Origin of the sequence: Flavobacterium sp., assembly GCF_040402955.1 — a bacterium.
In the GTDB taxonomy this organism is placed as follows: domain Bacteria; phylum Bacteroidota; class Bacteroidia; order Flavobacteriales; family Flavobacteriaceae; genus Flavobacterium.
In genome coordinates this window covers 1-23,964 of record NZ_JBBALQ010000023.1, presented here as the reverse complement: position 1 = coordinate 23,964, position 23,964 = coordinate 1, and the positions used below count along the sequence as shown (strand labels likewise).

General features: G+C 31.3%; 25 protein-coding genes and 1 tRNA gene. 18 read left to right on the top strand and 8 right to left on the bottom strand.

The window, feature by feature from the left end; genetic code table 11:
* The first annotated feature begins 93 nt into the window (after window positions 1–93).
* The 5 genes from ABWP78_RS08590 (at window position 94) to ABWP78_RS08570 (ending at window position 3,977) form a co-directional block, all read left to right on the top strand.
* Window positions 94–175: transfer RNA gene (locus tag ABWP78_RS08590), tRNA-Leu, on the top strand.
* 91 nt (window positions 176–266) lie between these two features.
* Window positions 267–1,166 carry a MerR family transcriptional regulator gene (locus ABWP78_RS08585; protein WP_353170558.1) on the top strand — a complete coding sequence of 300 codons (900 nt, stop codon included), beginning with the start codon at window positions 267–269 and terminating at the stop codon, window positions 1,164–1,166.
* Between the two features lie 33 nt (window positions 1,167–1,199).
* The gene (crtID, locus tag ABWP78_RS08580) at window positions 1,200–2,660 is read left to right on the top strand and encodes a bifunctional phytoene desaturase/3,4-desaturase (protein WP_353170556.1); all 1,461 of its coding nucleotides are present in this window, start codon (window positions 1,200–1,202) and stop codon (window positions 2,658–2,660) included.
* Between the two features lies 1 nt (window position 2,661).
* Window positions 2,662–3,501, top strand: a complete 840-nt coding sequence (locus ABWP78_RS08575; RefSeq protein ID WP_353170555.1) for a phytoene/squalene synthase family protein — start codon at window positions 2,662–2,664, stop codon at window positions 3,499–3,501.
* A 29-nt stretch (window positions 3,502–3,530) separates the two neighbouring features.
* Window positions 3,531–3,977 (top strand): sterol desaturase family protein, encoded by a 447-nt coding sequence (locus tag ABWP78_RS08570; RefSeq protein ID WP_353170553.1) that lies wholly within the window; start codon window positions 3,531–3,533, stop codon window positions 3,975–3,977.
* A gap of 43 nt (window positions 3,978–4,020) precedes the next feature.
* Here ABWP78_RS08570 and ABWP78_RS08565 read toward each other — a convergent pair whose 3' ends face one another.
* A complete protein-coding gene (locus ABWP78_RS08565; RefSeq protein WP_353170551.1) occupies window positions 4,021–5,652 on the bottom strand; it encodes an ABC-F family ATP-binding cassette domain-containing protein in 1,632 nt (543 codons plus the stop codon).
* A gap of 100 nt (window positions 5,653–5,752) precedes the next feature.
* Complete coding sequence (locus tag ABWP78_RS08560) at window positions 5,753–5,953, bottom strand: DUF2007 domain-containing protein (protein ID WP_353170549.1); 201 nt, start codon at window positions 5,951–5,953, stop codon at window positions 5,753–5,755.
* Window positions 5,954–6,335: 382 nt separating this feature from the next.
* Between ABWP78_RS08560 and ABWP78_RS08555 the strand changes: the two genes are divergently transcribed.
* Window positions 6,336–6,725 carry a hypothetical protein gene (locus ABWP78_RS08555; RefSeq protein ID WP_353170548.1) on the top strand — a complete coding sequence of 130 codons (390 nt, stop codon included), beginning with the start codon at window positions 6,336–6,338 and terminating at the stop codon, window positions 6,723–6,725.
* A 5-nt stretch (window positions 6,726–6,730) separates the two neighbouring features.
* Here ABWP78_RS08555 and ABWP78_RS08550 read toward each other — a convergent pair whose 3' ends face one another.
* The gene (locus ABWP78_RS08550; RefSeq protein WP_353170546.1) at window positions 6,731–8,134 is read right to left on the bottom strand and encodes an FAD-binding oxidoreductase; all 1,404 of its coding nucleotides are present in this window, start codon (window positions 8,132–8,134) and stop codon (window positions 6,731–6,733) included.
* A gap of 236 nt (window positions 8,135–8,370) precedes the next feature.
* On the opposite strand from ABWP78_RS08550, the gene meaB reads away from it, so the two are divergent.
* The 12 genes from meaB to ABWP78_RS08490 all read left to right on the top strand — a co-directional run bounded on the left by meaB (window position 8,371) and on the right by ABWP78_RS08490 (window position 19,115).
* Window positions 8,371–9,456, top strand: coding sequence for a methylmalonyl Co-A mutase-associated GTPase MeaB (meaB, locus tag ABWP78_RS08545; RefSeq protein ID WP_353170544.1), 1,086 nt, complete (start codon window positions 8,371–8,373; stop codon window positions 9,454–9,456).
* 59 nt (window positions 9,457–9,515) lie between these two features.
* Complete coding sequence (locus ABWP78_RS08540; RefSeq protein WP_353170542.1) at window positions 9,516–9,980, top strand: DMP19 family protein; 465 nt, start codon at window positions 9,516–9,518, stop codon at window positions 9,978–9,980.
* A gap of 49 nt (window positions 9,981–10,029) precedes the next feature.
* Window positions 10,030–10,926: an ABC transporter ATP-binding protein gene (locus ABWP78_RS08535; protein WP_353170540.1), complete on the top strand. Its 897-nt coding sequence runs from the start codon at window positions 10,030–10,032 to the stop codon at window positions 10,924–10,926.
* 68 nt (window positions 10,927–10,994) lie between these two features.
* On the top strand, window positions 10,995–11,849 hold the full coding sequence (locus ABWP78_RS08530) for an ABC transporter permease (RefSeq protein ID WP_353170538.1): 855 nt from the start codon (window positions 10,995–10,997) through the stop codon (window positions 11,847–11,849).
* A 16-nt stretch (window positions 11,850–11,865) separates the two neighbouring features.
* The gene (locus ABWP78_RS08525) at window positions 11,866–13,854 is read left to right on the top strand and encodes a T9SS type B sorting domain-containing protein (protein ID WP_353170536.1); all 1,989 of its coding nucleotides are present in this window, start codon (window positions 11,866–11,868) and stop codon (window positions 13,852–13,854) included.
* Window positions 13,851–14,222, top strand: a complete 372-nt coding sequence (gene crcB, locus ABWP78_RS08520; RefSeq protein WP_353170534.1) for a fluoride efflux transporter CrcB — start codon at window positions 13,851–13,853, stop codon at window positions 14,220–14,222. The genes ABWP78_RS08525 and crcB overlap by 4 nt, the downstream gene beginning before the upstream one ends.
* Before the next feature lie 8 nt (window positions 14,223–14,230).
* Window positions 14,231–15,244 carry a DHH family phosphoesterase gene (locus tag ABWP78_RS08515; RefSeq protein WP_502905483.1) on the top strand — a complete coding sequence of 338 codons (1,014 nt, stop codon included), beginning with the start codon at window positions 14,231–14,233 and terminating at the stop codon, window positions 15,242–15,244.
* Between the two features lie 10 nt (window positions 15,245–15,254).
* Window positions 15,255–15,803 (top strand): gliding motility-associated peptidyl-prolyl isomerase GldI, encoded by a 549-nt coding sequence (gldI, locus tag ABWP78_RS08510; protein WP_353170530.1) that lies wholly within the window; start codon window positions 15,255–15,257, stop codon window positions 15,801–15,803.
* Between the two features lie 8 nt (window positions 15,804–15,811).
* Entirely contained in the window at window positions 15,812–16,885 is a 1,074-nt protein-coding gene (locus tag ABWP78_RS08505) for a peptidylprolyl isomerase (protein WP_353170529.1), read from the top strand.
* Window positions 16,886–16,896: 11 nt separating this feature from the next.
* Window positions 16,897–18,126: a peptidylprolyl isomerase gene (locus ABWP78_RS08500; RefSeq protein ID WP_353170528.1), complete on the top strand. Its 1,230-nt coding sequence runs from the start codon at window positions 16,897–16,899 to the stop codon at window positions 18,124–18,126.
* Between the two features lie 115 nt (window positions 18,127–18,241).
* Window positions 18,242–18,655 carry a Holliday junction resolvase RuvX gene (gene ruvX, locus ABWP78_RS08495; protein ID WP_353170526.1) on the top strand — a complete coding sequence of 138 codons (414 nt, stop codon included), beginning with the start codon at window positions 18,242–18,244 and terminating at the stop codon, window positions 18,653–18,655.
* A 67-nt stretch (window positions 18,656–18,722) separates the two neighbouring features.
* Window positions 18,723–19,115 (top strand): SRPBCC family protein, encoded by a 393-nt coding sequence (locus ABWP78_RS08490; protein ID WP_353170524.1) that lies wholly within the window; start codon window positions 18,723–18,725, stop codon window positions 19,113–19,115.
* A gap of 32 nt (window positions 19,116–19,147) precedes the next feature.
* Here the strand turns inward: ABWP78_RS08490 and ABWP78_RS08485 are convergent, their stop codons facing one another.
* The 5 genes from ABWP78_RS08485 to menA all read right to left on the bottom strand — a co-directional run bounded on the left by ABWP78_RS08485 (window position 19,148) and on the right by menA (window position 23,654).
* Window positions 19,148–19,639 (bottom strand): CIA30 family protein, encoded by a 492-nt coding sequence (locus tag ABWP78_RS08485; protein ID WP_353170522.1) that lies wholly within the window; start codon window positions 19,637–19,639, stop codon window positions 19,148–19,150.
* A 69-nt stretch (window positions 19,640–19,708) separates the two neighbouring features.
* Window positions 19,709–20,743 (bottom strand): o-succinylbenzoate synthase, encoded by a 1,035-nt coding sequence (locus ABWP78_RS08480; RefSeq protein WP_353170521.1) that lies wholly within the window; start codon window positions 20,741–20,743, stop codon window positions 19,709–19,711.
* A gap of 87 nt (window positions 20,744–20,830) precedes the next feature.
* Entirely contained in the window at window positions 20,831–22,021 is a 1,191-nt protein-coding gene (locus ABWP78_RS08475; RefSeq protein ID WP_353170519.1) for a tetratricopeptide repeat protein, read from the bottom strand.
* Between the two features lie 41 nt (window positions 22,022–22,062).
* On the bottom strand, window positions 22,063–22,740 hold the full coding sequence (locus ABWP78_RS08470) for a metal-dependent hydrolase (protein ID WP_353170518.1): 678 nt from the start codon (window positions 22,738–22,740) through the stop codon (window positions 22,063–22,065).
* 17 nt (window positions 22,741–22,757) lie between these two features.
* Window positions 22,758–23,654 carry a 1,4-dihydroxy-2-naphthoate octaprenyltransferase gene (gene menA / locus ABWP78_RS08465; protein ID WP_353170516.1) on the bottom strand — a complete coding sequence of 299 codons (897 nt, stop codon included), beginning with the start codon at window positions 23,652–23,654 and terminating at the stop codon, window positions 22,758–22,760.
* Window positions 23,655–23,964 lie beyond the last annotated feature (310 nt).

Sequence of the window (23,964 nt, the reverse complement as noted above, 5' to 3'; positions counted from 1 at the left end):
CATTACACTTTTAATGTAGGGGTCCTGGGTTCGAATCCCAGCGGGGTCACTAAAAGAAGTTAAGCAACCGCTTAGCTTCTTTTTTTTATTTTTGGCCATGTGGAGAAATTGGTAGACTCGCCATCTTGAGGGGGTGGTGCTGCAAGGCGTATGGGTTCGAATCCCATTATGGTCACATATTTATATTTGTTTCATATAATTTTATCACTTTTTATTGTAGAGTTGTTAATTTTTTCGTAATTTTGTTTAAACTTTTTACAGAAAAAATGAACAACCTAAAATCTACATTCAGTATTAAAGACCTGGAAAACCTTTCAGGTATTAAAGCTCATACTATTCGTATTTGGGAAAAAAGGTACAATTTACTTGAGCCCATGAGAACAGATACTAATATAAGATTGTACGATTTAAAAAATCTTCAAAAACTATTAAATGTGGTTTTGTTAACCAATTTTGGATATAAAATTTCTAAAATATCTAAACTAAATCAAACAGAAATTGAAAAATTTGTTGTTAAAATTCAAACCGAAAAAACAGTTAACAATCACGTTTTAAGTAGTTTTAAAATGGCGATGTTAAATTTTGATCAGCCACTTTTTGTAAAAACTTATAACGAATTACTTAGTCAGAAAAGTTTTAGCACAGTATTTTTCGAAACATTTATACCTCTTTTAGAAGAAATAGGCATATTATGGACTACAAACACAATATCACCTGCTCACGAACATTTTATATCTCATTTAATTAAACAAAAAATATTAATTGAAATTGAAAAATATCAAATTAAACAAAATAGCGTTTCGGATCAAACCTATATTTTATATTTACCTTTTAAAGAAATTCATGATTTAGGTCTCTTATTTCTTCATCATGAAATAATTACAAAAGGGCATCATTCGATATATTTAGGAAGAAGTTTACCAATTGAAAATTTATTAGAATTAAATAATCATTTTAAGAAAATAACATACATAACTTATTTAACTGTAGAACCGATTGAAGATGAAATTGAAAATTATATCCAAACTTTTAAAAATACTATTTTAAAAGACAACTCAAACGAACTTTTTATTTTTGGTAGAAAAGCTCAAATTCTGGATAATAACAAACTTCCGAAAAACATTAGATCTTTTGAAAATGTTAAAGATTTCTTGTACACAATTTAGGTTCCATTTCAAAAAAACACACAAATAAAATTAATGCAAAAATCAATATACATTATAGGATCTGGATTTTCATCTTTAGCTGCTGCTTGTTATTTAGCAAAAGAGGGTAATAAAGTATCTGTATTTGAAAAAAACACCAGCTTAGGAGGTCGTGCACAACAATTCATTACAAACGGATTTACGTTTGACATGGGGCCATCTTGGTACTGGATGCCAGATGTTTTTGAAAGTTTCTTTGCAGATTTTAATAAAAAACCTTCAGATTATTATAGTTTAGAAAAACTAAATCCTGGCTATAGAGTGTTTTTTGAAAACAACACACACTTTGATGTATCTGACGATTTAAATACTATCATATCTGATTTCGAAAAATTAGAAAAAGGAAGCGGTAAAAAATTAAGCGAATTTATTGACAACGCTAAAAAAAATTACGAAATTGCCATAAAGGATTTAGTATATAGACCTGGCGAAAGTATTTTTGAATTAGTTACACCGCAAACAGCATTAAAAATCGACCAATTTTTTTCAAATATTAAAAGAGATGTTCGTAAAAAAATAAAAAACAAAAACTTACAACAAATTTTAGAATTTCCAGTTTTATTTTTAGGGGCAAAACCTTCAGACACACCATCATTTTATAGTTTTATGAATTATGCAGATTTTGGTTTAGGAACGTGGCAACCCAAAAATGGTTTTTTCGATGTAGTGCAAGCTATGGTGAAATTAGGAACTGAATTAGGCGTAACCTATCATACAAATGCGGCTATTTCTAAAATTAGTGTTGAAAATAATACAGCTACAGGTATAGAAATAAATAATAAAATTTTAAAAGCAGATGTAGTACTTTCGGGAGCTGACTATCATCATACAGAAACTTTATTACCTATTGAAAATAGACAATATTCTGAAGCGTATTGGAACAAAAAAACATTTGCACCTTCTTCCCTATTATTTTATGTTGGTTTTGATAAAAAACTGGAAAATGTATGTCATCATAATTTATTTTTTGATTCGGATTTTGAAAAACATGCTGTTGAAATTTACGACAATCCCGAGTGGCCAACAGATCCCTTATTTTATGCGAATTTTACTTCCATAACAAATAAAGAAACCGCTCCAAAGGGTTGTGAAAATGGCTTTTTTTTAATCCCAATTGCACCAGATTTAGAAGATACTGAAGAAGTAAGAGAAATCTATTTTGAAAAAATAATAAGTCGTTTTGAGCAAATTACTCAACAAAATGTTAGAAAAAATATTATCTTTAAAAAATCTTTTTGTGTTAAAGATTTTAAATCAGAATATAATTCATACAAAGGCAATGCATACGGATTGGCGAATACGTTATTACAAACTGCTGTTCTTCGTCCAAATTTAAAAAGTAAAAAAGTTAAAAATTTATATTTTACGGGGCAATTAACCGTGCCAGGACCTGGTGTTCCTCCTGCATTGATATCAGGAAAGTTAGTTTCTCAATTAATAAAAAAATACCAATAATATGAAGGCATTATTTGATACTGTTTCTTTCGCATGTAGCGTTAAAGTTACTAAAGCATATAGCACCTCTTTTTCTTCTGCAGTAAAGATGTTGGCTCCTTCCATTAGGCAAGATATTTATAATATTTACGGTTTTGTTAGATTTGCGGATGAAATAGTGGATAGTTTTCATGACTATAATAAAGAAATACTTTTTGAAAAATTTGAAAAAGATTTAGAGGATGCCATTCAGGATAAAATTAGTTTAAATCCTATTTTAAATTCCTTTCAACATACTGTAAACAAACACAATATAAGTCAAGATTTAATTGCTGCATTTATGAAAAGTATGAAACTTGATTTAGTAAAACAAGAATACAAAACTACAGAAGAATATCAAGAATACATTTATGGTAGTGCTGATGTAGTTGGATTAATGTGCTTAATGGTTTTTGTAAATGGTGATGAAAAGAAATATGAAGAATTAAAAGAATCTGCGATGAAATTAGGCTCTGCTTTTCAGAAAGTAAATTTCTTAAGAGATTTAAAAGCGGATTTTGAAGGTTTAAATCGTACTTATTTTCCAAACACCGATTTGAACAAACTAACAGAAACGTCTAAAAAGGAAATTATTGAAGATATAGAAGCCGATTTTAAAATGGCATATGAAGGTATTTTACGATTACCTGTTGAAGCTAAATTTGGTGTGTATACGGCATACCGATATTACAAAAGATTATTGAAAAGATTAAAAACGACACCTTCAACAGAAATAAAAAACACAAGAATTAGAGTGCCAGATTATGAAAAAGCAGAACTTTTAGCTCGTTGTTATGTGAAATATAGATTGAAATTACTTTAATCTGCAGTAAAACTTTTAATTAAAAAATTATGTGGTTATATATTGTAGTGTTTCTTTTAACATTTTTTATAATGGAATTTATGGCGTGGTTTTCACATAAATTTATAATGCACGGATTCTTATGGAGTTTACATGCTGATCATCATAAAAAAGACCACGATTCGTGGTTTGAACGAAACGATGCGTTTTTTATTTTTTATGCTGTGGTAAGCATGACATTTTTCTTCTTATGGCAAAACGGAATTTTATTTTTCGGATTGGCAATTGGTTTAGGTATTTTTGCTTATGGTTTGACCTATTTCTTGGTACACGATATATTTATTCACCAACGATTTAAATTGTTCAGAAACGCAAATAACAAATATGCTCGAGCCTTAAGACGTGCTCACAAAATGCACCATAAACATCTTGGAAAAGATCAAGGAGAATGTTTTGGAATGTTATTATTTCCTTTTAAACATTATAAAAACGCATAAAAAAAGCTCCTTTTGGAGCTTTTTTTATTTAAATAATATATTTCTATTTTTCAATTTCTTTCAAGCTTTCCATTTTCTTAAAAGCTAAGAATCCTTTGATGTCTTCAAAATGTTCTTTGACGCGTTTGTTTCCAAATTCAAACACTTTTGTTGCCAAACCATCTAAAAAGTCACGGTCGTGTGACACTAAAATTAACGTGCCATCAAAATCGCGTAAAGCATCTTTAATAATGTCTTTGGTTTTCATATCTAAATGATTGGTTGGCTCATCCAAAATTAAGACATTCACAGGTTCTAATAATAATTTTATCATTGCCAAACGTGTTTTTTCTCCTCCAGAAAGCACTTTTACTTTCTTTTGAATATCATCACCTTTAAACATAAATGCACCTAATAAATCTTTAATTTTTGTACGAACATCGCCTACAGCAATTTGGTCTATTGTTTCAAAAATTGTCATGTCACCATCCAACAATGAGGCCTGATTTTGTGCAAAATAACCAATCTGAGAATTATGTCCCACTTCTAATTTGCCTTCAAATTCTATTTCTTTCATTATGGCTTTTATCATAGTAGATTTTCCTTCACCATTTTTTCCAACAAAAGCTACTTTCTGCCCTCTTTCAATAACCATATTCGCATCTTTAAAAACAACGTGGTCGCCGTATTTTTTGGATAATCCTTCTACTACCACTGGATATTGTCCAGATCGTGGCGATGGTGGGAATTTCAACTTCAATACCGATGTATCGACCTCATCCACTTCAATTGGTACAATTTTTTCTAACATTCTAACACGAGATTGAACCGCATCTGTTTTAGAAAATGTACCACGAAAACGATCTATAAATGCTTGATTATCTGCAATGAATTTTTGTTGTTCGTCAAAGGCTTTTTGTTGGTGAATTCTTCGGTCTTTTCGCAATTCTAAATATTCAGAATATACGGCTTTGTAATCGTATATTTTACCCATTGTAACTTCAATAGTACGATTTGTAATATTGTCTACAAAGGTTTTATCGTGCGATATTACCATTACCGCTTTTGCCGAATTAATTAAAAAATCTTCCAACCATTGAATACTTTCAATATCCATATGATTGGTTGGCTCATCTAACAAAATTAAATCTGGTTTTTTTAATAAAATTTTAGCCAATTCAATTCGCATTCTCCATCCACCTGAAAATTCTTTCGTCAATCGAGAAAAATCTTCTCTTTCAAAACCTAAACCTTTTAGAACTTTTTCTACCTCGGCTTCATAATTGACTTCTTCAATGGCGTAAAATTTTTCAGAAAGTTCAGAAACGCGTTCAATTAATTTCATATACGCATCACTTTCATAATCCGTTCTGATGGTTAATTGGTCATTAATTTCGCCAATTTCTTTTTTCATATTTAGCACCTCAGCAAAAGCTTTAGAAGCTTCTTCCATTACCGTACAATTGTCTGAAGTCAATAAATGTTGTGGCAAATACGCAATTACCGCATCGCTTGGTGCAGAAATACTACCACGTGAGGCTTTGCTTTCGCCTGCAACAATTTTCAATAAGGTTGATTTTCCAGCGCCATTTTTACCCATAAGGGCAATTTTGTCATTTTCATTGATAGCAAAAGTAACTTCGCTAAAAAGAGTGGTTCCGCCAAATTCAACGGCGATATCATTAACTGTAATCATTTTATTTTAAGGTAAAAGGTTTTGGATAATGGGTTAAAGGTCTAAGGATTTGTAAATTATATAAAACTTTTCACTAGTTACTAATCACTAGTTATTACAATTACATATTCATTTTAAAATCTTCAATTGCGTCTCTCACTTTCATGAAATCATCTTCTTCAATAAACAATTCAATTATAGCAGTATTTCCTGAATTTTGTTTGTTTTCTCGTTGTGTCACCATTACATTTTCGGCTTCAACAGCAGCTTGTAATTTTTTAGCAATTGTTTCTTTTCCAGAAAAAATTTTAATAAGTCCCATATTTATGTTTGGATTTTTGAGGTGCAAATATAGTCTATTTCAATAATTTTAGACAAAATTGAAAGATTAATAAATTATTGTGTTACATTTTATTTTTAAAAATTAATAAAACCAGATTTAGATAGGTTGAACTTCAATAAAAGAAGTTATATTTACAAAACGAATAATGCGAAGTAATTAGAAAATTCAAAAATTATGGCTAAAAGTCAAGACGCAAAAAAAGTACAAAAAAAGGAACCTTTAAAAACCGCTAAAGAAAAAAAGGAAGAAAAAAGAGATAAAAAAAACAATCCAAAACGAGATTAAAAAAACAAGTCCTGAATTAGCAATAATTGAGGATTTTTTTATTCGTAACTTTTAGTACTTTTACAAAAAAAATTGAATGAGTTATTCTGAACAAATAAATGCTATATACGAAAACCTAAAAACCAGTTTGTCGAATGGAACTTTTGCAAAGTTAACCTTAGGGAAAACCATTGGAAAAACGGAATTAACAAATATATATTTACGTACGATTGTAGATAATGACACTTTAAAATTCAATGTAACGTTTAGATATCTATCGGAGGAAATTATTGAAATTAAACCAATTGAAGATGTAGCGATGCTTTTAAATCAATACCTAAACAATCCGTTTTTAACTGTGATTTTATTCACTACAGAAAAAGATATTCTGATAAAATTAAACAAAAAACGAATTGCCACTAATACTGAAATGGACAATACGTTTAAAAACGCAGATCCTGTTTTGTTGGAATATCTAAAAAAATAAAACTTTTACAACTCATCAGGGAAAATTTTCCCAGGATTTAATATATTATTTGGGTCAAAAACGGCTTTTATTCTTTCCATAAGTTCTAAATGACCTTTGTTAAAAGCAATATCCATATAGTTTTTTTGTACCAATCCGATACCGTGTTCTCCAGATAAAGTTCCTTTTAGAGAAACTGTTAATGCAAAAATTTCTCGGATTCCTTTTGGTACTTCTATTTTCCAATTGGTGTCAGACATAGTACCTTTGATAATGTTTACGTGTAAATTTCCATCACCAGCGTGTCCATAACAAACCGATTGAAATCCGTATTTTGAACCAATTTCTTTAATTCCTTTTAATAATTTTGGCAGTTCATATCTTGGTACAACCGTATCTTCTTCTTTATAAATAGAATTTGCCTTTACAGCTTCAGCTACACCTCTTCGCATTTTCCAAAGGGCATTTTTCTGATCTTCTGTATCTGCAAATAATACTTCATCGATTTCAAATTGTTCTACCACTTCCAATATTTTTTCTGCTTCTTGCATTAAAATTTCTGGGTAATTACCATCTACTTCAATTAATAAATGGGCTTGATGTTCTGGTTTTACATCAACAGAAATACCGTCTAAATAGGTAACCGACCAATCTATGGCATCACGCTCCATAAATTCTAATGCACTCGGTACTATTCCGGCTCTGAATATTGCAGAAACCGCTTCACAAGCTTGCGAAGCATTATAAAATGGAACCAAAAGCAATACATTATGTGTGTTTTTCGGTATTAGTTTTAAAACAATTTTGGTTACAATCCCTAAAGTACCTTCGCTTCCCACCATCAATTGGGTAAGGTTATACCCTGTGGAATTTTTTAATGTATTGGCACCTGTCCAAATAATAGCACCTGTAGGTAAAACCACTTCTAAATTTAATACATAATCTTTAGTTACACCATATTTTACAGCACGTGCCCCACCTGCATTTTCGGCAACATTACCTCCTATCCAACAACTTCCCATACTGCTAGGATCTACTGGATAAAACAAACCTTTTTCAGCTACTGCTTCACGTAATACTTGAGTAATTACTGCTGGTTCGGTAGTGACTTGCAAATTATTTTCGTCTATTTCTATAATTTTATTTAATCGTTCTAACGATAAGCCAATTCCTCCAAGAATGGACAATGCGCCACCACTTAACCCTGTTCTTGCACCTATTGGTGTAGTTGGAATTTTATATTGATTGGCTACAATTAAAATTTCAGAAATCTCTTGTGCATTTGCTGGTTTAAGAACTACTTGCGGCGGAAAAGACAAATCTTCCGTTTCGTCGTGACCAAAATGCGATAGTGTTTCGGCATCTGTAAAAATATAATTTTCGCCTACAATTGCGGTTAATTTTTGAAAAGCTTCGGTATTGAAATTCATAATTTTGTATTTTATTGGACTAAATTTCGAATAAATCGAATAGTAAATAGTTTTTTTATTTTTTGAAATTAAATATACTTCTTTTGAAAACTAAAGCCTTAGCCCTGATAGGAGCGGTATCCTTTTTATTTAAGTTGCCTGAGGCACTCGAAGGTAACTTAAATAAAAAGATTTAGCGGATAGCAGGAATGGCTTCTTTTAAAAAAAATTATTACTTTTACACAAAGCAATTTTAATTGAGTAAAAATAATAAAATATCTGCACTTTCCGAAAAAGACGGAATAATTAAACCTGAAATAGTAAGTTCTCAGGTAGCAAAGCACATTCAAGCGTTTAGAAAGCAAGAAGTTAGTGCAACTGAGTTGATTGAAAAAATTATTTTAGGCGATAAAGTAGCTTTGAGCAGAGCTATTACTTTAATTGAAAGCACCAACCCTATACATTTTGAAAAAGCGAACGAAGTCATAAATGGTTGTTTGCCTTATGCGAATAAATCGGTTCGAATTGGTATTACAGGTGTACCTGGCGTAGGAAAAAGTACATTTATAGAAGCGTTTGGAAAATACCTAACCAACATTGGAAAAAAAGTTGCAGTTTTGGCAATTGATCCAAGCAGCACATTGAGTCACGGAAGTATTTTGGGAGACAAAACCCGAATGGAAGAATTGGTAAAAGATGAAGATGCTTTTATACGACCAAGTGCTTCAGGTGAAAGTTTAGGTGGAGTAGCCCGAAAAACTCGTGAAGCCATAATTTTATGTGAGGCCTGTGGTTTTGATACGATTATTATAGAAACCGTAGGAGTGGGACAAAGTGAAACTGCCGTGCACAGTATGGTAGATTTCTTTTTACTTTTAAAAATTTCGGGAGCTGGCGATGAACTACAAGGTATAAAACGCGGTATTATGGAAATGGCGGATGCAGTTGTAATAAACAAATCAGATGGCGACAACATCCAAAAGGCAAAAATGGCGCAAATAGAATTTAACAGAGCGTTGCATTTGTTTCCTATGAAAGATTCGGGATGGCAACCAAGAGTAACGACCTGCAGCTCAATAACTTCAGATGGTATTACAGAAGTGTATGCGATTATTTTAGCTTATATTTCTCAAACAACTGATTCTGGTTATTTTAATGCCAACCGGGAAGCGCAAAACCAATATTGGATGATGGAAACTATAAACGAACAACTGAAAAATAGCTTTTATCAGCATCCAGAAATAATAAAACAATTGAAAACCGTAAAAAAGCAAGTACTACAACACGAAATCTCTCCTTTTGTGGGTGCGAAATATTTATTGGAACTTTTTAAGAAATATTAGTACAACTATTTACACCTAATTTTATAATTTACAAAACAAACAAACTTTAACATTTTTATATGCAAAATATTGAAACCGTATTACAATTAGAAGACGAAATAGCTATTATTGAAGCTGTTGGTACTCATATTTGGGATAAAAAACAAAAAACAGATTTAAACCACGCCGAAAAAATATTTGTACATGTAGATATTTTTGAAGCTGCGATGAATGAAGGCGGTTTACATTATTTCTTCAATAATGAAAGCGGCGATTTTGCAACTGAAATCATTCAAGCTTATAAAGAGATTGAAGCGCCTAAAACAGCAACATTACTTACCAAAGCTTTTCAATTATTTACAGTAAAATATTCCGAAAACACAGCAAAAAGACAAGAAGTTATTGCTAAACTTGATGAAAAAATCATCTCCGGCTGGGAAGACTTAGATGAAATTTTCTTTACAGAAGAAGAGGAAGATGTTGTAGCGTTAATTGTTGCTTTTATTCGAAAAAATAAATCGAAATTTCTTAACGAATTCGTGTAACACGATAACGTTTCTGTCGTCTTACATATAAATTAAATATGTAAACCTATTGGAAACTATATTAAAAATTAGCAATCTTCATAAAAAATACGGCAAAGTTCACGCGGTAAACAATGTTTCTATTGAAATTAAAAAAGGAAATGTATATGGAATTTTAGGACCTAATGGTTCTGGAAAATCAACTACATTGGGCATTGTGTTAAACGTAGTAAACAAAACATCTGGCGAATTTCAATGGTTTGATGGGGCACATACTACACATGAAGCCCTAAAAAAAGTGGGGGCCATCATTGAACGTCCCAACTTTTACCCATACATGTCAGCAGAAGACAATTTGAAATTAGTTTGCAAAATAAAAAACATCCCTTTTACTAAAGTCTCTGAAAAATTAGAATTAGTAGGTCTTTTAGAAAGAAAAGACAGCAAATTTAAAACGTTTTCTTTAGGAATGAAGCAGCGTTTGGCTATTGCCTCTGCCCTATTAAACGATCCAGAAATATTAATTTTAGATGAACCTACAAATGGTTTAGATCCACAAGGAATTAGACAAATTAGAGATTTAATCCGAATTATTGCCAATCAGGGCACAACAATTCTGTTAGCGTCTCACTTATTAGACGAAGTTGAAAAAGTATGCTCTCATGTAATTGTAATTAGAAATGGGGTTACTTTATACCAAGGAACGGTTGACGAAATTACAGCAAATGAAGGATTTTTTGAGTTAGAATCAGATAATTTAGCTCAATTAAAAACGGCGTTACAATCGTTTCCACAAATTGACAAAATTGAAGAAGAGGATTCAAAAGTATTGGTGTATTTAAATGCTAATTTAGAGGCATCAGAATTAAATTCGCACTTATTTAAACAAAATATCACACTTACACATTTAGTGAAAAGAAAACACAGTTTAGAAGAACAGTTTTTAGAATTAACGAAACAAAAGTAAAATTTTAAATTCCAAAATCTTAAACCATATACCTTATACCCAACGCCTAACACCTTATACCCAATAAAATGAAAAGATTACTTTCTATAGAATTACAAAAAATTTGGCAAAACAAATCCAGTAGAATATTAACCATAATCTATTTTTTATCGCTTTCCTTATTAGCTACGGTAGCTTTAATTGAATTTGATTTTGGTATATTTAAATTTGAAGCTGCAAAAAGTGGATTTTTTAACTTTCCCTATATTTGGCACTTTACCACGTTTATTGCGTCTTGGTTAAAGCTATTTTTAGCGGTTATAATTGTCTCTATGATTGCCAATGAATACAGTTATGGTACATTAAAACAAAACTTAATTGATGGAATGTCTAAAAAAGAATTTCTGTTATCAAAAGGATATACCATTTTGTTGTTTTCATTCGTTTCTACAGTTTTAGTATTCCTAATTAGTTTAATTTTAGGTTTAAAATATTCTTCCTTTACAGAGATAGGCATCATTTTTTCGGATTTAGAATATTTGTTTGCTTACTTTTTAAAACACGTTGCGTTTTTCTCTTTCTGTTTATTTCTTGCCTTGTTAATTAAACGATCTGCTTTTACATTAGGATTTATTTTTGTTTGGTTTTTAGGCGAAAATATTGGTCACGCGATTTTAAAATATCAAATTTTAGGCTATACGCATTTAGATAAAGACACTACTCCAATTGATTTTCTAAAAAAATTATTTCCTTTAGAATCGATGTCAAATTTAATTGTAGAGCCTTTTACGAGATTAAATTTTGTGAAATCGGTTACCACTACAGTGGGCGCAACTATAGAGAAAAATTATGCCGTAGAGCCTGTTAGTATTGTAATAGTACTATTTTGGACCTGTTTATTCTTATTATTATCTTTTTACATCCTTAAAAAACGAGATTTATAGTATCTTTGCTGATGCTATGAAAAGAATAATATTTATATTTTTTGGTGTTTTATTTAACGTTGGCGTTTCGCAAAACATAACTGTAAATCAAACCTTTACAGCACAACAGCTAATTGAAAATATTTTAGTCAATAGTGGTTGTGTATCTGTAAGTAACTTTTCTGCAACTGGTGGGAATTTTAGTGCGGGTGAAATGAGTTTTGGGTATTTCAATGCTAATAGTTCTGTATTTCCTTTTCAAGAAGGTATCGTTTTAAGTACTGGAAAATTAAGTTCCGTAATTGGACCTAATACTAATTTTTCTGATTCAGGTATTGGAATGGGATGGAATGGTGACTCCGATTTAAATACTGCATTAAGTCTATCTAATACGTTTAATGCTACTGTATTAGAATTCGATTTTATACCGAATGCGAATACTATCAGCTTTGATTATATTTTTGCATCCGAACAATATCTTTTAAATCCAACTGCAAATCAGTGTAGTTATACAGATGGTTTTGCTTTTTTACTTAAAGAAGCTACTGCCACTACTTATCAAAACTTAGCGTTAATTCCAAACACAACTATTCCTGTGCGAGTGAATACGGTTCGAGGAAGCGGAACTATTTGTCCTGTTGCGAATGAAGCGTATTTTGACGCATTTAATACAGGTAATTACCCCACAACTTATGATGGGCAAACTAAAATTTTAACGGCACAAGCAGCAGTAATACCTGGAACTTTATATCACATAAAATTAGTAATTGCCGATGAAGGAAATGCCCGATTTGATTCTGGGATTTTCTTAAAAGCCGGAAGTTTTGTATCAGAAAAAGACTTAGGACCTAATCGATTACTTTCATCAGGAAATTCCTTATGCCCTAACGAAACATTAATTTTAAATGCCACACAAGCTGGTGCTACAAATTATAAATGGTTCAAAAATGGAAATCAAGTTGGAACAAATAGTGCCACTTATGACGTAACTTCAGCAGGAACTTATTCTGTAGAAATAAACATCAATACTACTTGCGTTATTACAGGCTCAATTGAAATAGAATATGCGCCTAACATAACAACATCAACTACCAGTTTTACAGCTTGTGATACGAATTCTGATGGATTTGCCGACTTTGATTTGAACGCCATTAAAACACAAATTTTTAATAACTTACCTAATAATTATAGTGTAGCATTATTTGATTCTCCCTCAGGAACAACTGCTTTACCAGCAAACTTTACGAATACGACACCAAATCAACAAATTATTTATGCAAGAATTGCTTCGCTTGAAAATTGCTATTCTAACATTCCAATTACGCTAAACGTAATTTCATCTGGCGGGATTTTGCCAACCGAATTAATAAATATTTGTAATAATTCAGCAACAACAATCAGTGCTCCAAGTGGCTTTTCTACTTATAATTGGAATACTTTAACTGTTCAGAATTCGCAATCCATGTCCGTTTCAAGCTCAGGAAATTATATCGTTACGTTAACAAGTGCGAATGGATGCACAAATACAAAAACATATACTGTAATTAATTCTGAACTTGCCACTATTACAAGTATTGAAGTAAATGATTTTGAGGAAAATTTAACGGCTTTAATTACTATTATTGGAAATGGTAGTTATACTTATTCAATAGACGGAGTAAATTTTCAAAACACACCCTTTTTTAACTTGCCTGAACCTGGAGAATACCGTATTTATGTAAAAGAAGAACAATGCGGAATAATTTCTGATACTTTTTTCGCAATTTCCTATCCAAAATTTTTCACTCCTAATGGAGATGCTTTTAACGATATCTGGCAAATTAAAAATTTAGATAAAAAAGGATTAGAAAACAGTAAAATTTATATTTTTGATAGATTTGGAAAACTCATAAAAGAAATTAACAAAACCAACACCAGTTGGGACGGCACTTTCGATAATCAAAAGCTTCCTTCAACAGATTATTGGTTTGTTATAGAAGTTTCAAACGAGAAAATTATAAAAGGACATTTTAGTTTAAAACGATGATAAAAAATATATTTTTAGTACTTCTTGGAGGCGGAATTGGCAGTGTAGTGAGATATTTACTAAGTTATTTTCTAACTAAAAACAGTACAACTCAGTTTCCTTGGGCTACTTTCATTGCAAATGCCTTAGGCTGTTTGTTAATTGGATTACTTTTTGGATATATTCAAAAAAATAATGTACAAAATGAAACGTTGAAACTTTTACTAATAACTGGGTTTTGTGGTGGATTTACTACTTTTTCAACATTTAGTTTAGAAAACATTCAATTTATTCAAAATCAAAATTATAACTTAGCGCTTTTATACACAATATCATCGATTTTTATTGGTTTTTTTGGTGTACTAATTGGTTTAAAACTATTTAACTAATGCAACATATAAACGAAAGTCAAATTTCTGAAATAAAACAACTCTTAGCAACTCCAAAAAAAATTGCTATCATTCCGCATAGAAATGTAGATGGTGACGCAATGAGTTCTACGCTTGGGTTATATCATATTTTAAAACAATTAAATCATCAAATTACGGTTGTTGTACCCAATGAAATTCCAGATTATTTACAATGGATTCCAGGTACAAATGACGCAACACTAATTTTTGAAGGCGCGCATACCAATAAAGCAACTTCTATCTTAAAAGAAGCAGAACTTATTTTTACTTTAGATTTTAATGCATTTCATCGTACAGGTGAGCGAATGGAAACGGTTTTAAAAACACTTTCTGCAACATTTTTTATGATTGACCACCACGAGAAACCTGATACCTATGCAAAATATATGTTTTCAGATATTGAGTATAGTTCCACTTGTCAAATGGTGTATGAATTCATCCAAAAATTAGAACTTGGCGACTACATAAATGTAGATGCAGCCACGTGTTTATATACAGGAATCGCAACAGATTCTGGTGGGTTTCGATTTCCAAGAACTACCGGAAACTTGCATCGTATTGTAGCCAATTTAATTGATATTGGCGTGAATAATTCACAAATTCACGTAAATTTATACGATAATGGCGATTATAATAAACTTCAAATTTTAGGAAAAGCACTTTCAAATATGAAAGTGTTACCCGAATACAAAACCAGTTATATTGCACTTTCGCAACAAGAACAAAACGAATTACAAGTTAAAAAAGGCGATACGGAAGGTATTGTAAATTATGGTTTAACCATTAAGAACATTGATTTTACAGCTTTTTTTACAGAAGTTACTGAAGAAAAAATTATTAAAATTTCCTTCCGTTCGCAAGGTGACTTTGATGTCAACCAATTTGCCAGAAATCATTTTAATGGTGGCGGACACAAAAATGCCGCTGGCGGAAAATCTTTTGATAGTTTAGAAGACACAATAACTAAATTTATTGCTATTTTAGCAATCGAAAAAAAATAAATTGACTAAAATGAATTCATTCAAAAATATTTTGCTTGTTGCTGTAACCATTTTCATTGCTTCGTGTTCTGAAAAACAAGCGCGTAAACCTATTTCTCAATCATCAGGTACTTTTATGAAAGAATCCATTGACAGAAATAAAAAGTTGAATGAACAAGAAAAAATAGCCATCACAAAAATCATTCAAAAAGATACTGCATTTATATACAATCGTTCAGAAAAAGGCTTTTGGTATGCTTATGAAACTAAAAGCACTGAGAATGTATTTCCAGTAAAAGGCGATGTAGTGAATTTTGATTATGAAATTACCGATTTATACGGAAATACCATTTATTCCGCCGAAGAATTAAAAACACAAACCTATTATGTAGACAAACAAAATATTATGAGTGGGTTAAGAAACGGCATCAAACTTATGCATAAAGGTGACAAGGTGAAATTTATTTTTCCTTCACAATCTGCATACGGATATCACGGTGATGATAAAAAAATCGGAACGAATCAGCCTATTATTTGTCACGTAACGTTAAATGAAATAAAAACAGAAACCCCAGAATAATTAAAAAAATGAAAAAGATACTAACATTCCTTTTTTTTAGCACGCTATTTATTTCTTGCACAGGCAAAGTTGAAAATGGTAATTTATCAGACGGCTTATACGCTTTAATTGAAACATCTAAAGGTGATATTACTATAAAATTAGAATTTGAAAAAGTGCCTTTTACCGTAGCAAACTTTGTTACATTAGCTGAAGGAAAAAATAATTATGTGAACTCAAAATACAAAGGCATTCACTTCTATGATGGATTAACTTTTCACAGAGTCGAAGCAAATCCGCCAATGATTCAAGGTGGTGATCCTGTAGGTTCTGGGCAAGGCGGACCTGGGTACAAATTTAAAGATGAATTTCACCCAGAATTAAATCACGGAAAAGCTGGAATATTATCTATGGCAAATTCAGGACCTAACACAAATGGCTCTCAGTTTTTCATAACAACAGATCAAACACCTTATTTAGATAGAAAACACAGTGTTTTTGGCGAAGTAGTAGAAGGATTAGATATTGTAAGTACAATTGTGGTTGGCGATAAAATAAATACTGTAAAAATCATCAGAGTTGGTGATGCTGCTAAAAAATTCGATGCGGTTAAAGTCTTTAAAGAATATTTTGATAAACAAGTCGAATTACAAAAAGTTCTTGAGCAAGTTAAAATCAAAAAAGTAGCTCAAATTGAGGATATTAAAGCGACAGGAACCAAAACCAAAACAGGATTAATTTATAAATTAATTTCTTCAGGAAAAGGAAAAAAACCAGTTTATAGCCAAGAAGTATTTGTACACTATGCCGGATTTTTTGTAGATGGCACGCTGTTTGACACAAGTTATGCGAATGTAGCCGAAGAAAATGGCGTATTAGATGTAGCCAGAAAAGAAGCTAACGGATATGCACCTTTTCCTTTTACTTACGGAAGTAAAACCGGCTTAATTCCGGGATTTATTGAAGGATTAGAAAATATGAAATTTGGCGATAAAATGGCCTTATTAATACCTGGGCATCTAGGGTATGGCGAACAAGGCAATGGTGCAATTCCACCAAACGCTACGCTTTTATTTGAAGTAGAACTATTAGATAAACAATAATTATTTTAAAAATGAAAAAGTTAGTATTACTATTGTGTGCAATAACTGCCACTGTTTCTTCGGCACAAACTAAAAATACGAAACCAAAACCAGTAGTTTTGGAAGGTGTATTTGCAGAAATTTATACCAATAAAGGTAAAATTGCCTTACAATTAGAATTTCAAAAAACACCTATTACTGTAGCCAATTTTATCACGTTAGCAGAAGGTAAAAATGACTATGTAACCAACGACAGAAAAGGAAAACCCTATTATGATGGTTTAAAATTCCATAGAGTTATTGCGAATTTTATGATTCAAGGTGGTTGTCCTTTAGGAACTGGAGCGGGAGATCCTGGATATAAATTTAAAGACGAATTTGATCCAAGCTTAAAACATGACAAACCTGGAATTTTTTCTATGGCAAATTCAGGTCCTGCAACAAACGGGTCCCAGTTTTTCATCACACATAAAGATACACCTTGGTTAAATAACAAGCACAGTGTTTTTGGACATGTAATTGAAGGGCAAAAAGTAGTAGATGCCATTGCTCAAGATGATGTAATTGAAAAAGTTGTAATTGTTAGAAAAGGAAAATTAGGTAAAAATTTCAATGCAGAAAAAGTATTTTCAGAATATATGAAAATGAAACCTGAATTAGATAAAAAAGCGACTGAGCTTAATTCGGCTCAATTAGAAGAGGCCAGAATCAAAGCAGAATCATCAGCTAAATTAGAAGCTGAAAAAAGGCAAAAAGATGCAGAAGCAAAAGCCATTGCTGATAAAGAAATGAAAGAAAAATTAGGTCCGCTTTTAGCCGCTAAAGTTGCTGAATTAGCCGCTTTAAAAGCAAAAACGACAACTACTGCTTCAGGTTTACAATATAGCATCTTACAAAAAGGAACAGGCGTAAAACCTGCAGAAGGTAAAGATATTTATGTGCATTATGCAGGATATTTAGAAGACGGTACTCTTTTTGACAGTAGCTATGAAGCCATTAACAAAATGTATGGTAAATTTGACCAAAACAGAGCCAACCAAAACGGTTACCAACCTTTTCCATTTAAATACGGCAGCAAAGGGGGGTTAATCCCTGGATTTTTAGAAGGAATTAACAATATGAATTTCAATGATAAAGCCATTTTCTTTATTCCAGCAAATTTAGGTTATGGCGAAAGAGGTGCTGGAAACGTAATCCCACCTAACAGTAATATTATTTTTGAAGTGGAAATTTTAGAAAGTTTACCTACTGCAAAACAATAAATACAGAAATATATATTTAATATCTCATCTTGATTGGTCAAGGTGAGATTTTTTATTTGTACTAATTCATATATTTACATAGGGTTTTACTTACTTTTGTATTTAAATTAATGAAATGGCACGAATTTTATCCATAGATTACGGACAAAAACGAACTGGAATTGCGGTTACAGACGACTTTCAAATTATTGCAAGCGGACTTACCACTATTCCATCTACAGATATAATTGCTTTTTTAAAAACCTATTTTTCTAAAGAAAATGTGGAAACTGTAATCATTGGCGAACCGAAACAAATGAATGGTTTACCAAGTGAAAGCACAGAAATTATTGAAAAATTTATAACGCAATTTCATACCGAATTTCCAAATATGAAAATGGAACGCGTAGATGAACGTTTTACCTCAAAAATGGCATTTCAAACTATGATTGATAGCGGTTTAAAGAAAAAACAACGCCAAAACAAAGGTTTGATTGACGAAATTGCCGCAACAATACTATTGCAAGATTATTTGAATTACAAAAAATAAAGCGTAAATTTGAATTTAAGATTTACGAGTTTAGATTTACGAAACCTGAAAAAAAATAAACAAAATAATGAATTTAGAAAGTCCAAAAACAAACGTAGAAAAATCAGCTGAATACATTTTTAATGCCTTATCAGATATTAAAAATTTCGAAAAATTAATGCCTGAAAATATGGCTAAATTTGAAGTTATTGATGAAAATTGCTTTGAATTTGGCTTAAAAGGTATGCCAGAAATTAAATTGGTTAAAAAAGCAAGCACGCCTAATTCAGAAATTATTTTAGGTGCTGCATCAAGTAAATTACCGTTTACTTTAACTGCAAAAATAGCTTCAATTTCTGAAAATGAAACCGATATTCAATTGTTTTTTGAAGGTGAATTTAACGCTATGATGGCAATGATGGTAAAAGGACCTATTACTAAGTTTATTGAAACGTTATCAAGTAATATGAATAAATTGTAATTTACGATTTACGAATTTAGATTTACGTAAACCTAATTGAGTTCAATTTTATCAATTACTAACTGAAAAGACTCATTTTTTTTATTGCCAATTAAAAAAACTAGTTCTTCAAAAGAGTTACTACTATAATTGGGTAAATCTAAATTTTGACCTCGAAAAGAAGGATATAAATCTTTCATATTAATACTAATTTGTTGCCAATCTCCATTAGTTTTAAATGTGGTGATATAAGAATAATATTTTGATATTTTGTCTTTAATTCTAATTTGGTAGTCTTTACCGTCACCTTTTATTTTTAAAGTAATTTTACTGTCTGCTGTAGTATTTATTTTGTCAAATTGATACCTTACAGACGAAAATCCTCCATAATTTTCAGTAGACACTGTACCCGAAAACACGCCATTCCCATCTTCATCGATAGAAAACCGACCATTGGAACGACCGCCCATAACAACATCATCAACTATTATCCAATCGGAAACGTTTGAGTTTTTAGAAAAATCATAAATTGAAATTGTATTCATAGTAAAGCAAAAGAAAAGTAATAAAAGTAACTTCATAACACGTATAATTTATAGGAATTATTTGTAAACTTACAATTTAAATTCCCAATTTCGATCCTTTGAATAAAATAACTGTCCGTTTTTAATTTCTAACGGGCAATCGAAATTATTGGTATATAAACCACCGGTTCCTAATCCTTGTGGCATTTTGTTGTTCAACGTATATGTAAATTGTGCAATCGCATTTAATCCCACATTACTTTCCAAAGCCGAAGTAATCCACCAACCAACATTTCGTTTTTCGGCTAATTCTATCCATTCTAAGCTACCTTTTATTCCGCCAATAAAACTAGGCTTCAAAATAATATATTGTGGCTGTATGGCGTCTAAAAGCATTGCTTTATCTTCATAGTTAAAAACACCAATCAACTCTTCATCTAACGCTATTGGAAAAGGTGTGGTTTTGCATAGCTCTGACATCTTGTCAGTGTTGTTTTTTTGAATAGGTTGCTCAATGCTATATAATTTAAATTCAGATAATTGATTTAATTTATTTAAAGCTTCATTTGAATTAAAAGCACCATTTGCATCTACACGAATTTCAATGGTTTTTGCATCAAAATGTTGACGAATAAATCGCAATAAACCCAATTCTTTTTCAAAATCTATAGCCCCAATTTTCAATTTTATACAGGTAAAACCTTCCGCTAATTTTTCTTCAATTTGTTGTTTCATATATGCTTCCTCACCCATCCAAACCAGTCCATTAATCAAAATTGAATCTTTCGATTTGGTAAAATCAGAAGGAAACAATTCAAATGGAGATTTAGCTTGTAAAGACAAAAATGCCATTTCAATACCAAATTGAATGGAAGGAAATTCAAGTAATACATCCCATAATTTATCCTTACCTAAATGAATATTTTCGCACACCCATTGCAATTTTTCTTCATAATCTGGTCGGTCATCAATAGATAAGCCTCGCAACAATCCGCACTCACCTATTCCAATTTTACCATTTTTTTCCAAGAGTAAAAACCAGGTTTCTTTTTCCGTCATCACACCCCGCGAAGTGCCACTTGGACGTTTAAAGTTTAGGATGTATTTTTTATAGGTAGCTTTCATTTTGTTACACAGAGTTTCGCAAAGATTCGCAAAGATTCGCAAAATTTGTGTGACTTTGCGTATTCTTCGTGCATCTCTGCGAAATAATTATTCAATTATTCTTAGTATTTTTTTAAAATTATTTATTGGAAAGCCTTTCTTTTCAAACTCAGAAAAATCAGATTTCGTTTGATTTACCCAACTTGTATTTGAGGCAATGTTTTGCGTTTTGTATTGACTATGAAGGTCTTTAGCTTCCGAAATACGATCTGTAAATAAATAGACGTGAGCCAATTGCAATTGATGTGTTAAATCGTTCTTATCTAACGCTATAGCTTTGTTTATGTTATCCTCTGCTTTAGCAAATTGTTTTGAAAACAAGTAGAAATTTCCCAATAAACCATAATCGATATGATTGGATGCTTTTTTAAATATAATTTCATTCTGAATTATAGAAATGGCTTCGTCAACTTTGCTGTCTTTAAACAACTTAACGGCTTCTGCACGAATGGTATTCAAATAACTTTCATATTGATTTGATTTTTTTAAAGCGATTTCTTGTACATCGTTAACCGCTTTTGTTTTTTCAATAGCCAATAATTGTTGGTACTCTGAATATTTATATTTATCTATAAAACTTGCTACAAATTGAGCTAAAAAAACAGCTTCATTTGATGATTTTTTATACCAATCTAATTTTTTTCCAATTGAAACGATTTCTTTTTTTGTTTCTAAATTCCAACCTCTACTGGCTGAATAATCTATCCAAGAGACTACTTCCAATACTATTTTGGTGCTTAATACCCAATTTTTATTTTCAAAAGCAAACCAAATATTTGGTGTGTTTTCAAAACATTTTGTGTTTTTAATAGAAATTACTTTACTGTCTTTATTTATAGGCTCTTTTTTAAAATAACAAGCCGTTTCTAACTTTCCGTCTTTTAAAAACTGATTTCCGGCCTTCTCAGACGTGTAAATTCCATATACACAAGTATCGTCACCAGAAAGTGAATTGGTTAAAAAAAGAGCTCCTGCAGCGCCTTGACTAATACCTGTTGGATCGGGTATGGCTTTTAAAACAGATGCCAAGCTATTTGTGATTTTTCCGTTTTCATCAATTAATAAAATTCGGAATACAAATTCAGAGGCACCCTCAGGCAAGTCGTCAATTTTTACTAACGTTCGGTTGCCCGATGAAAGTTTAACTTCTTTAGTAAACGCGCGTTCTTTATCCCAAAAACCATCTTTTTGAGCAAAAGAAATTTGAGTAATAAGCAGGAATAAGAATATTTTTTTCATGAAATAGTTTTTCTATTATTCAGCAATTTTGATACCAAAGTTTATAAATCGATGCTTTGTCCTATTTCTAATAACATTAAATCTTTTCCTTTTTGGAAGAATTTACGTTTGGCTTCTTCGTGATTAATTTCGATATAACCGAACGTATCGTAATGATAGCCTAATATTTTATCGCACTCTACAAAGTCTGAAGCTATAATAGCATCATCCACATCCATAGTAAAATTACTTCCGATAGGCAAAATAGCCAAATCTAATTTGGTTCGCAGCGGAATCAATTTCATATCCATTGTTAAAGCCGTATCGCCTGCGATGTAAATGTTTTTATGCTCGCCTTCAATTACAAATCCGCCAGGTTGCCCACCATAACTCCCATCAGGAAAAGAAGATGTATGAATTGCATTTACGTATTTAACATTCCCAAACTCGAAATCCCAACTTCCGCCGTGATTCATTGGATGATAATGAAACCCTTTAGTTCCATAATGTGAAGCAATTTCATAATTAGAAACAATTACCGCATCGGTTCGTTTGGCAATTATTTCTACATCTAAAATATGGTCTTGATGTGCGTGCGTTAACAATATATAATCGGCTTCAATTTCGTCTATAGAAATGTGCGACGCTTTTGCATTTCCTGTAATAAATGGATCTACCAAAATATGAATATCGTTGATTTGAATGCCCAAGCACGCGTGTCCGTAAAAAGTTATTTTCATAGTTACTATTGTTTTTATTAATATAAAAAGCTAATCCAAATTAGTATACTTAAAACAAATGTTCCTAATGCTACTTTTTTTAATTCAGGATCAAAATCTACAGCAGAAGTTGATTTTCTTACTTTTTCTAAATGTTTTAAAAAGAAAATAAAAACTAAAAAACTAAATAAGACCATTTTGTTTACTCCTATTGAAAAGACAAACAAACATAAAAACGGAACAATAATTAAGAAATGTTGGTATTTTTTAGCCCATTTCAATCCAAACTTCACCACTAACGTATTTTTATTTGCGATTCGGTCATTTTCAATGTCGCGCATATTATTTAAGTTTAAAACAGCGGTGCTTAACATTCCAATAGCCGTAGCGGGAAGAAATAATTTCAAATCGATACTTTGCGAGTACAAAAAATTACTTCCAACAACGGCTACTAACCCGAAAAAGATAAAAACAAATACATCGCCAAAGCCGCTGTATCCATAGGCGTTATTTCCAACGGTGTATTTTATGGCTGCGGCAATTGAAGCCATTCCTAAAACTAAAAAAGTAACCGAATACACAAAATTTTCTTGTCCGAAAGCAAAATAAATTAAAGCTACGGCTAAAACAAAGGCTACAACCGAGTTGATGATAATTGCCTTTTTCATTTGGGTAGAAGTAATTTCACCCGAAGCCACTAAGCGTTTTTCGCCAATTCTATTGGCATCTGTGCCTTTTATGCCATCGCCATAATCGTTAGCAAAATTGGATAATATTTGAAAAGATAATGTGGTACATAATGCCAACACAAAAATAATCCATTCAAATGTATGTTGGAAATACGCATACGCACTTCCTACCAAAATTCCAGAAATAGAAAGGGGTAACGTTCGTAAGCGAGCCGCTTGAATCCAAGGTTGTATTGTGTTTTTCATTAAACTAAAAAAACGATTAATAGTGTAATGATATTTAACGCCAAACTAAAATAGGACATCAAACAATTTTTGTTTTTAATTAGTGAATAGGTGTTTAGTATTGGCAAAACAATAAACAATATTAACATTGGAAGCCAAATAATTTCATAAAGCACACCTATTATAGTAATCTGATATATATCAATTGTTTTGCTAAGCAACCAATACAAGAGCATTGAACTACTTAAAACTAAAAGAAGTTTTTTATTTGTGAACACTTTTTACTTTTTACTTTTTACTTTTTACTTTTTACTTTTTACTTTTTACTTTT

Bases quoted from the DNA above. Each gene is read 5' to 3' on its own strand.
- ABWP78_RS08585 (WP_353170558.1), top strand. From the start codon at position 267: ATGAACAACCTAAAATCTACATTCAGTATTAAAGACCTGGAAAACCTT.
- crtID (WP_353170556.1), top strand. From the start codon at position 1,200: ATGCAAAAATCAATATACATTATAGGATCTGGATTTTCATCTTTAGCT.
- ABWP78_RS08575 (WP_353170555.1), top strand. From the start codon at position 2,662: ATGAAGGCATTATTTGATACTGTTTCTTTCGCATGTAGCGTTAAAGTT.
- ABWP78_RS08570 (WP_353170553.1), top strand. From the start codon at position 3,531: ATGTGGTTATATATTGTAGTGTTTCTTTTAACATTTTTTATAATGGAA.
- ABWP78_RS08565 (WP_353170551.1), bottom strand. From the start codon at position 5,652: ATGATTACAGTTAATGATATCGCCGTTGAATTTGGCGGAACCACTCTT.
- ABWP78_RS08560 (WP_353170549.1), bottom strand. From the start codon at position 5,953: ATGGGACTTATTAAAATTTTTTCTGGAAAAGAAACAATTGCTAAAAAA.
- ABWP78_RS08555 (WP_353170548.1), top strand. From the start codon at position 6,336: ATGAGTTATTCTGAACAAATAAATGCTATATACGAAAACCTAAAAACC.
- ABWP78_RS08550 (WP_353170546.1), bottom strand. From the start codon at position 8,134: ATGAATTTCAATACCGAAGCTTTTCAAAAATTAACCGCAATTGTAGGC.
- ABWP78_RS08540 (WP_353170542.1), top strand. From the start codon at position 9,516: ATGCAAAATATTGAAACCGTATTACAATTAGAAGACGAAATAGCTATT.
- ABWP78_RS08530 (WP_353170538.1), top strand. From the start codon at position 10,995: ATGAAAAGATTACTTTCTATAGAATTACAAAAAATTTGGCAAAACAAA.
- ABWP78_RS08525 (WP_353170536.1), top strand. From the start codon at position 11,866: ATGAAAAGAATAATATTTATATTTTTTGGTGTTTTATTTAACGTTGGC.
- crcB (WP_353170534.1), top strand. From the start codon at position 13,851: ATGATAAAAAATATATTTTTAGTACTTCTTGGAGGCGGAATTGGCAGT.
- gldI (WP_353170530.1), top strand. From the start codon at position 15,255: ATGAATTCATTCAAAAATATTTTGCTTGTTGCTGTAACCATTTTCATT.
- ABWP78_RS08505 (WP_353170529.1), top strand. From the start codon at position 15,812: ATGAAAAAGATACTAACATTCCTTTTTTTTAGCACGCTATTTATTTCT.
- ABWP78_RS08500 (WP_353170528.1), top strand. From the start codon at position 16,897: ATGAAAAAGTTAGTATTACTATTGTGTGCAATAACTGCCACTGTTTCT.
- ruvX (WP_353170526.1), top strand. From the start codon at position 18,242: ATGGCACGAATTTTATCCATAGATTACGGACAAAAACGAACTGGAATT.
- ABWP78_RS08490 (WP_353170524.1), top strand. From the start codon at position 18,723: ATGAATTTAGAAAGTCCAAAAACAAACGTAGAAAAATCAGCTGAATAC.
- ABWP78_RS08485 (WP_353170522.1), bottom strand. From the start codon at position 19,639: ATGAATACAATTTCAATTTATGATTTTTCTAAAAACTCAAACGTTTCC.
- ABWP78_RS08480 (WP_353170521.1), bottom strand. From the start codon at position 20,743: ATGAAAGCTACCTATAAAAAATACATCCTAAACTTTAAACGTCCAAGT.
- ABWP78_RS08475 (WP_353170519.1), bottom strand. From the start codon at position 22,021: ATGAAAAAAATATTCTTATTCCTGCTTATTACTCAAATTTCTTTTGCT.
- ABWP78_RS08470 (WP_353170518.1), bottom strand. From the start codon at position 22,740: ATGAAAATAACTTTTTACGGACACGCGTGCTTGGGCATTCAAATCAAC.
- menA (WP_353170516.1), bottom strand. From the start codon at position 23,654: ATGAAAAACACAATACAACCTTGGATTCAAGCGGCTCGCTTACGAACG.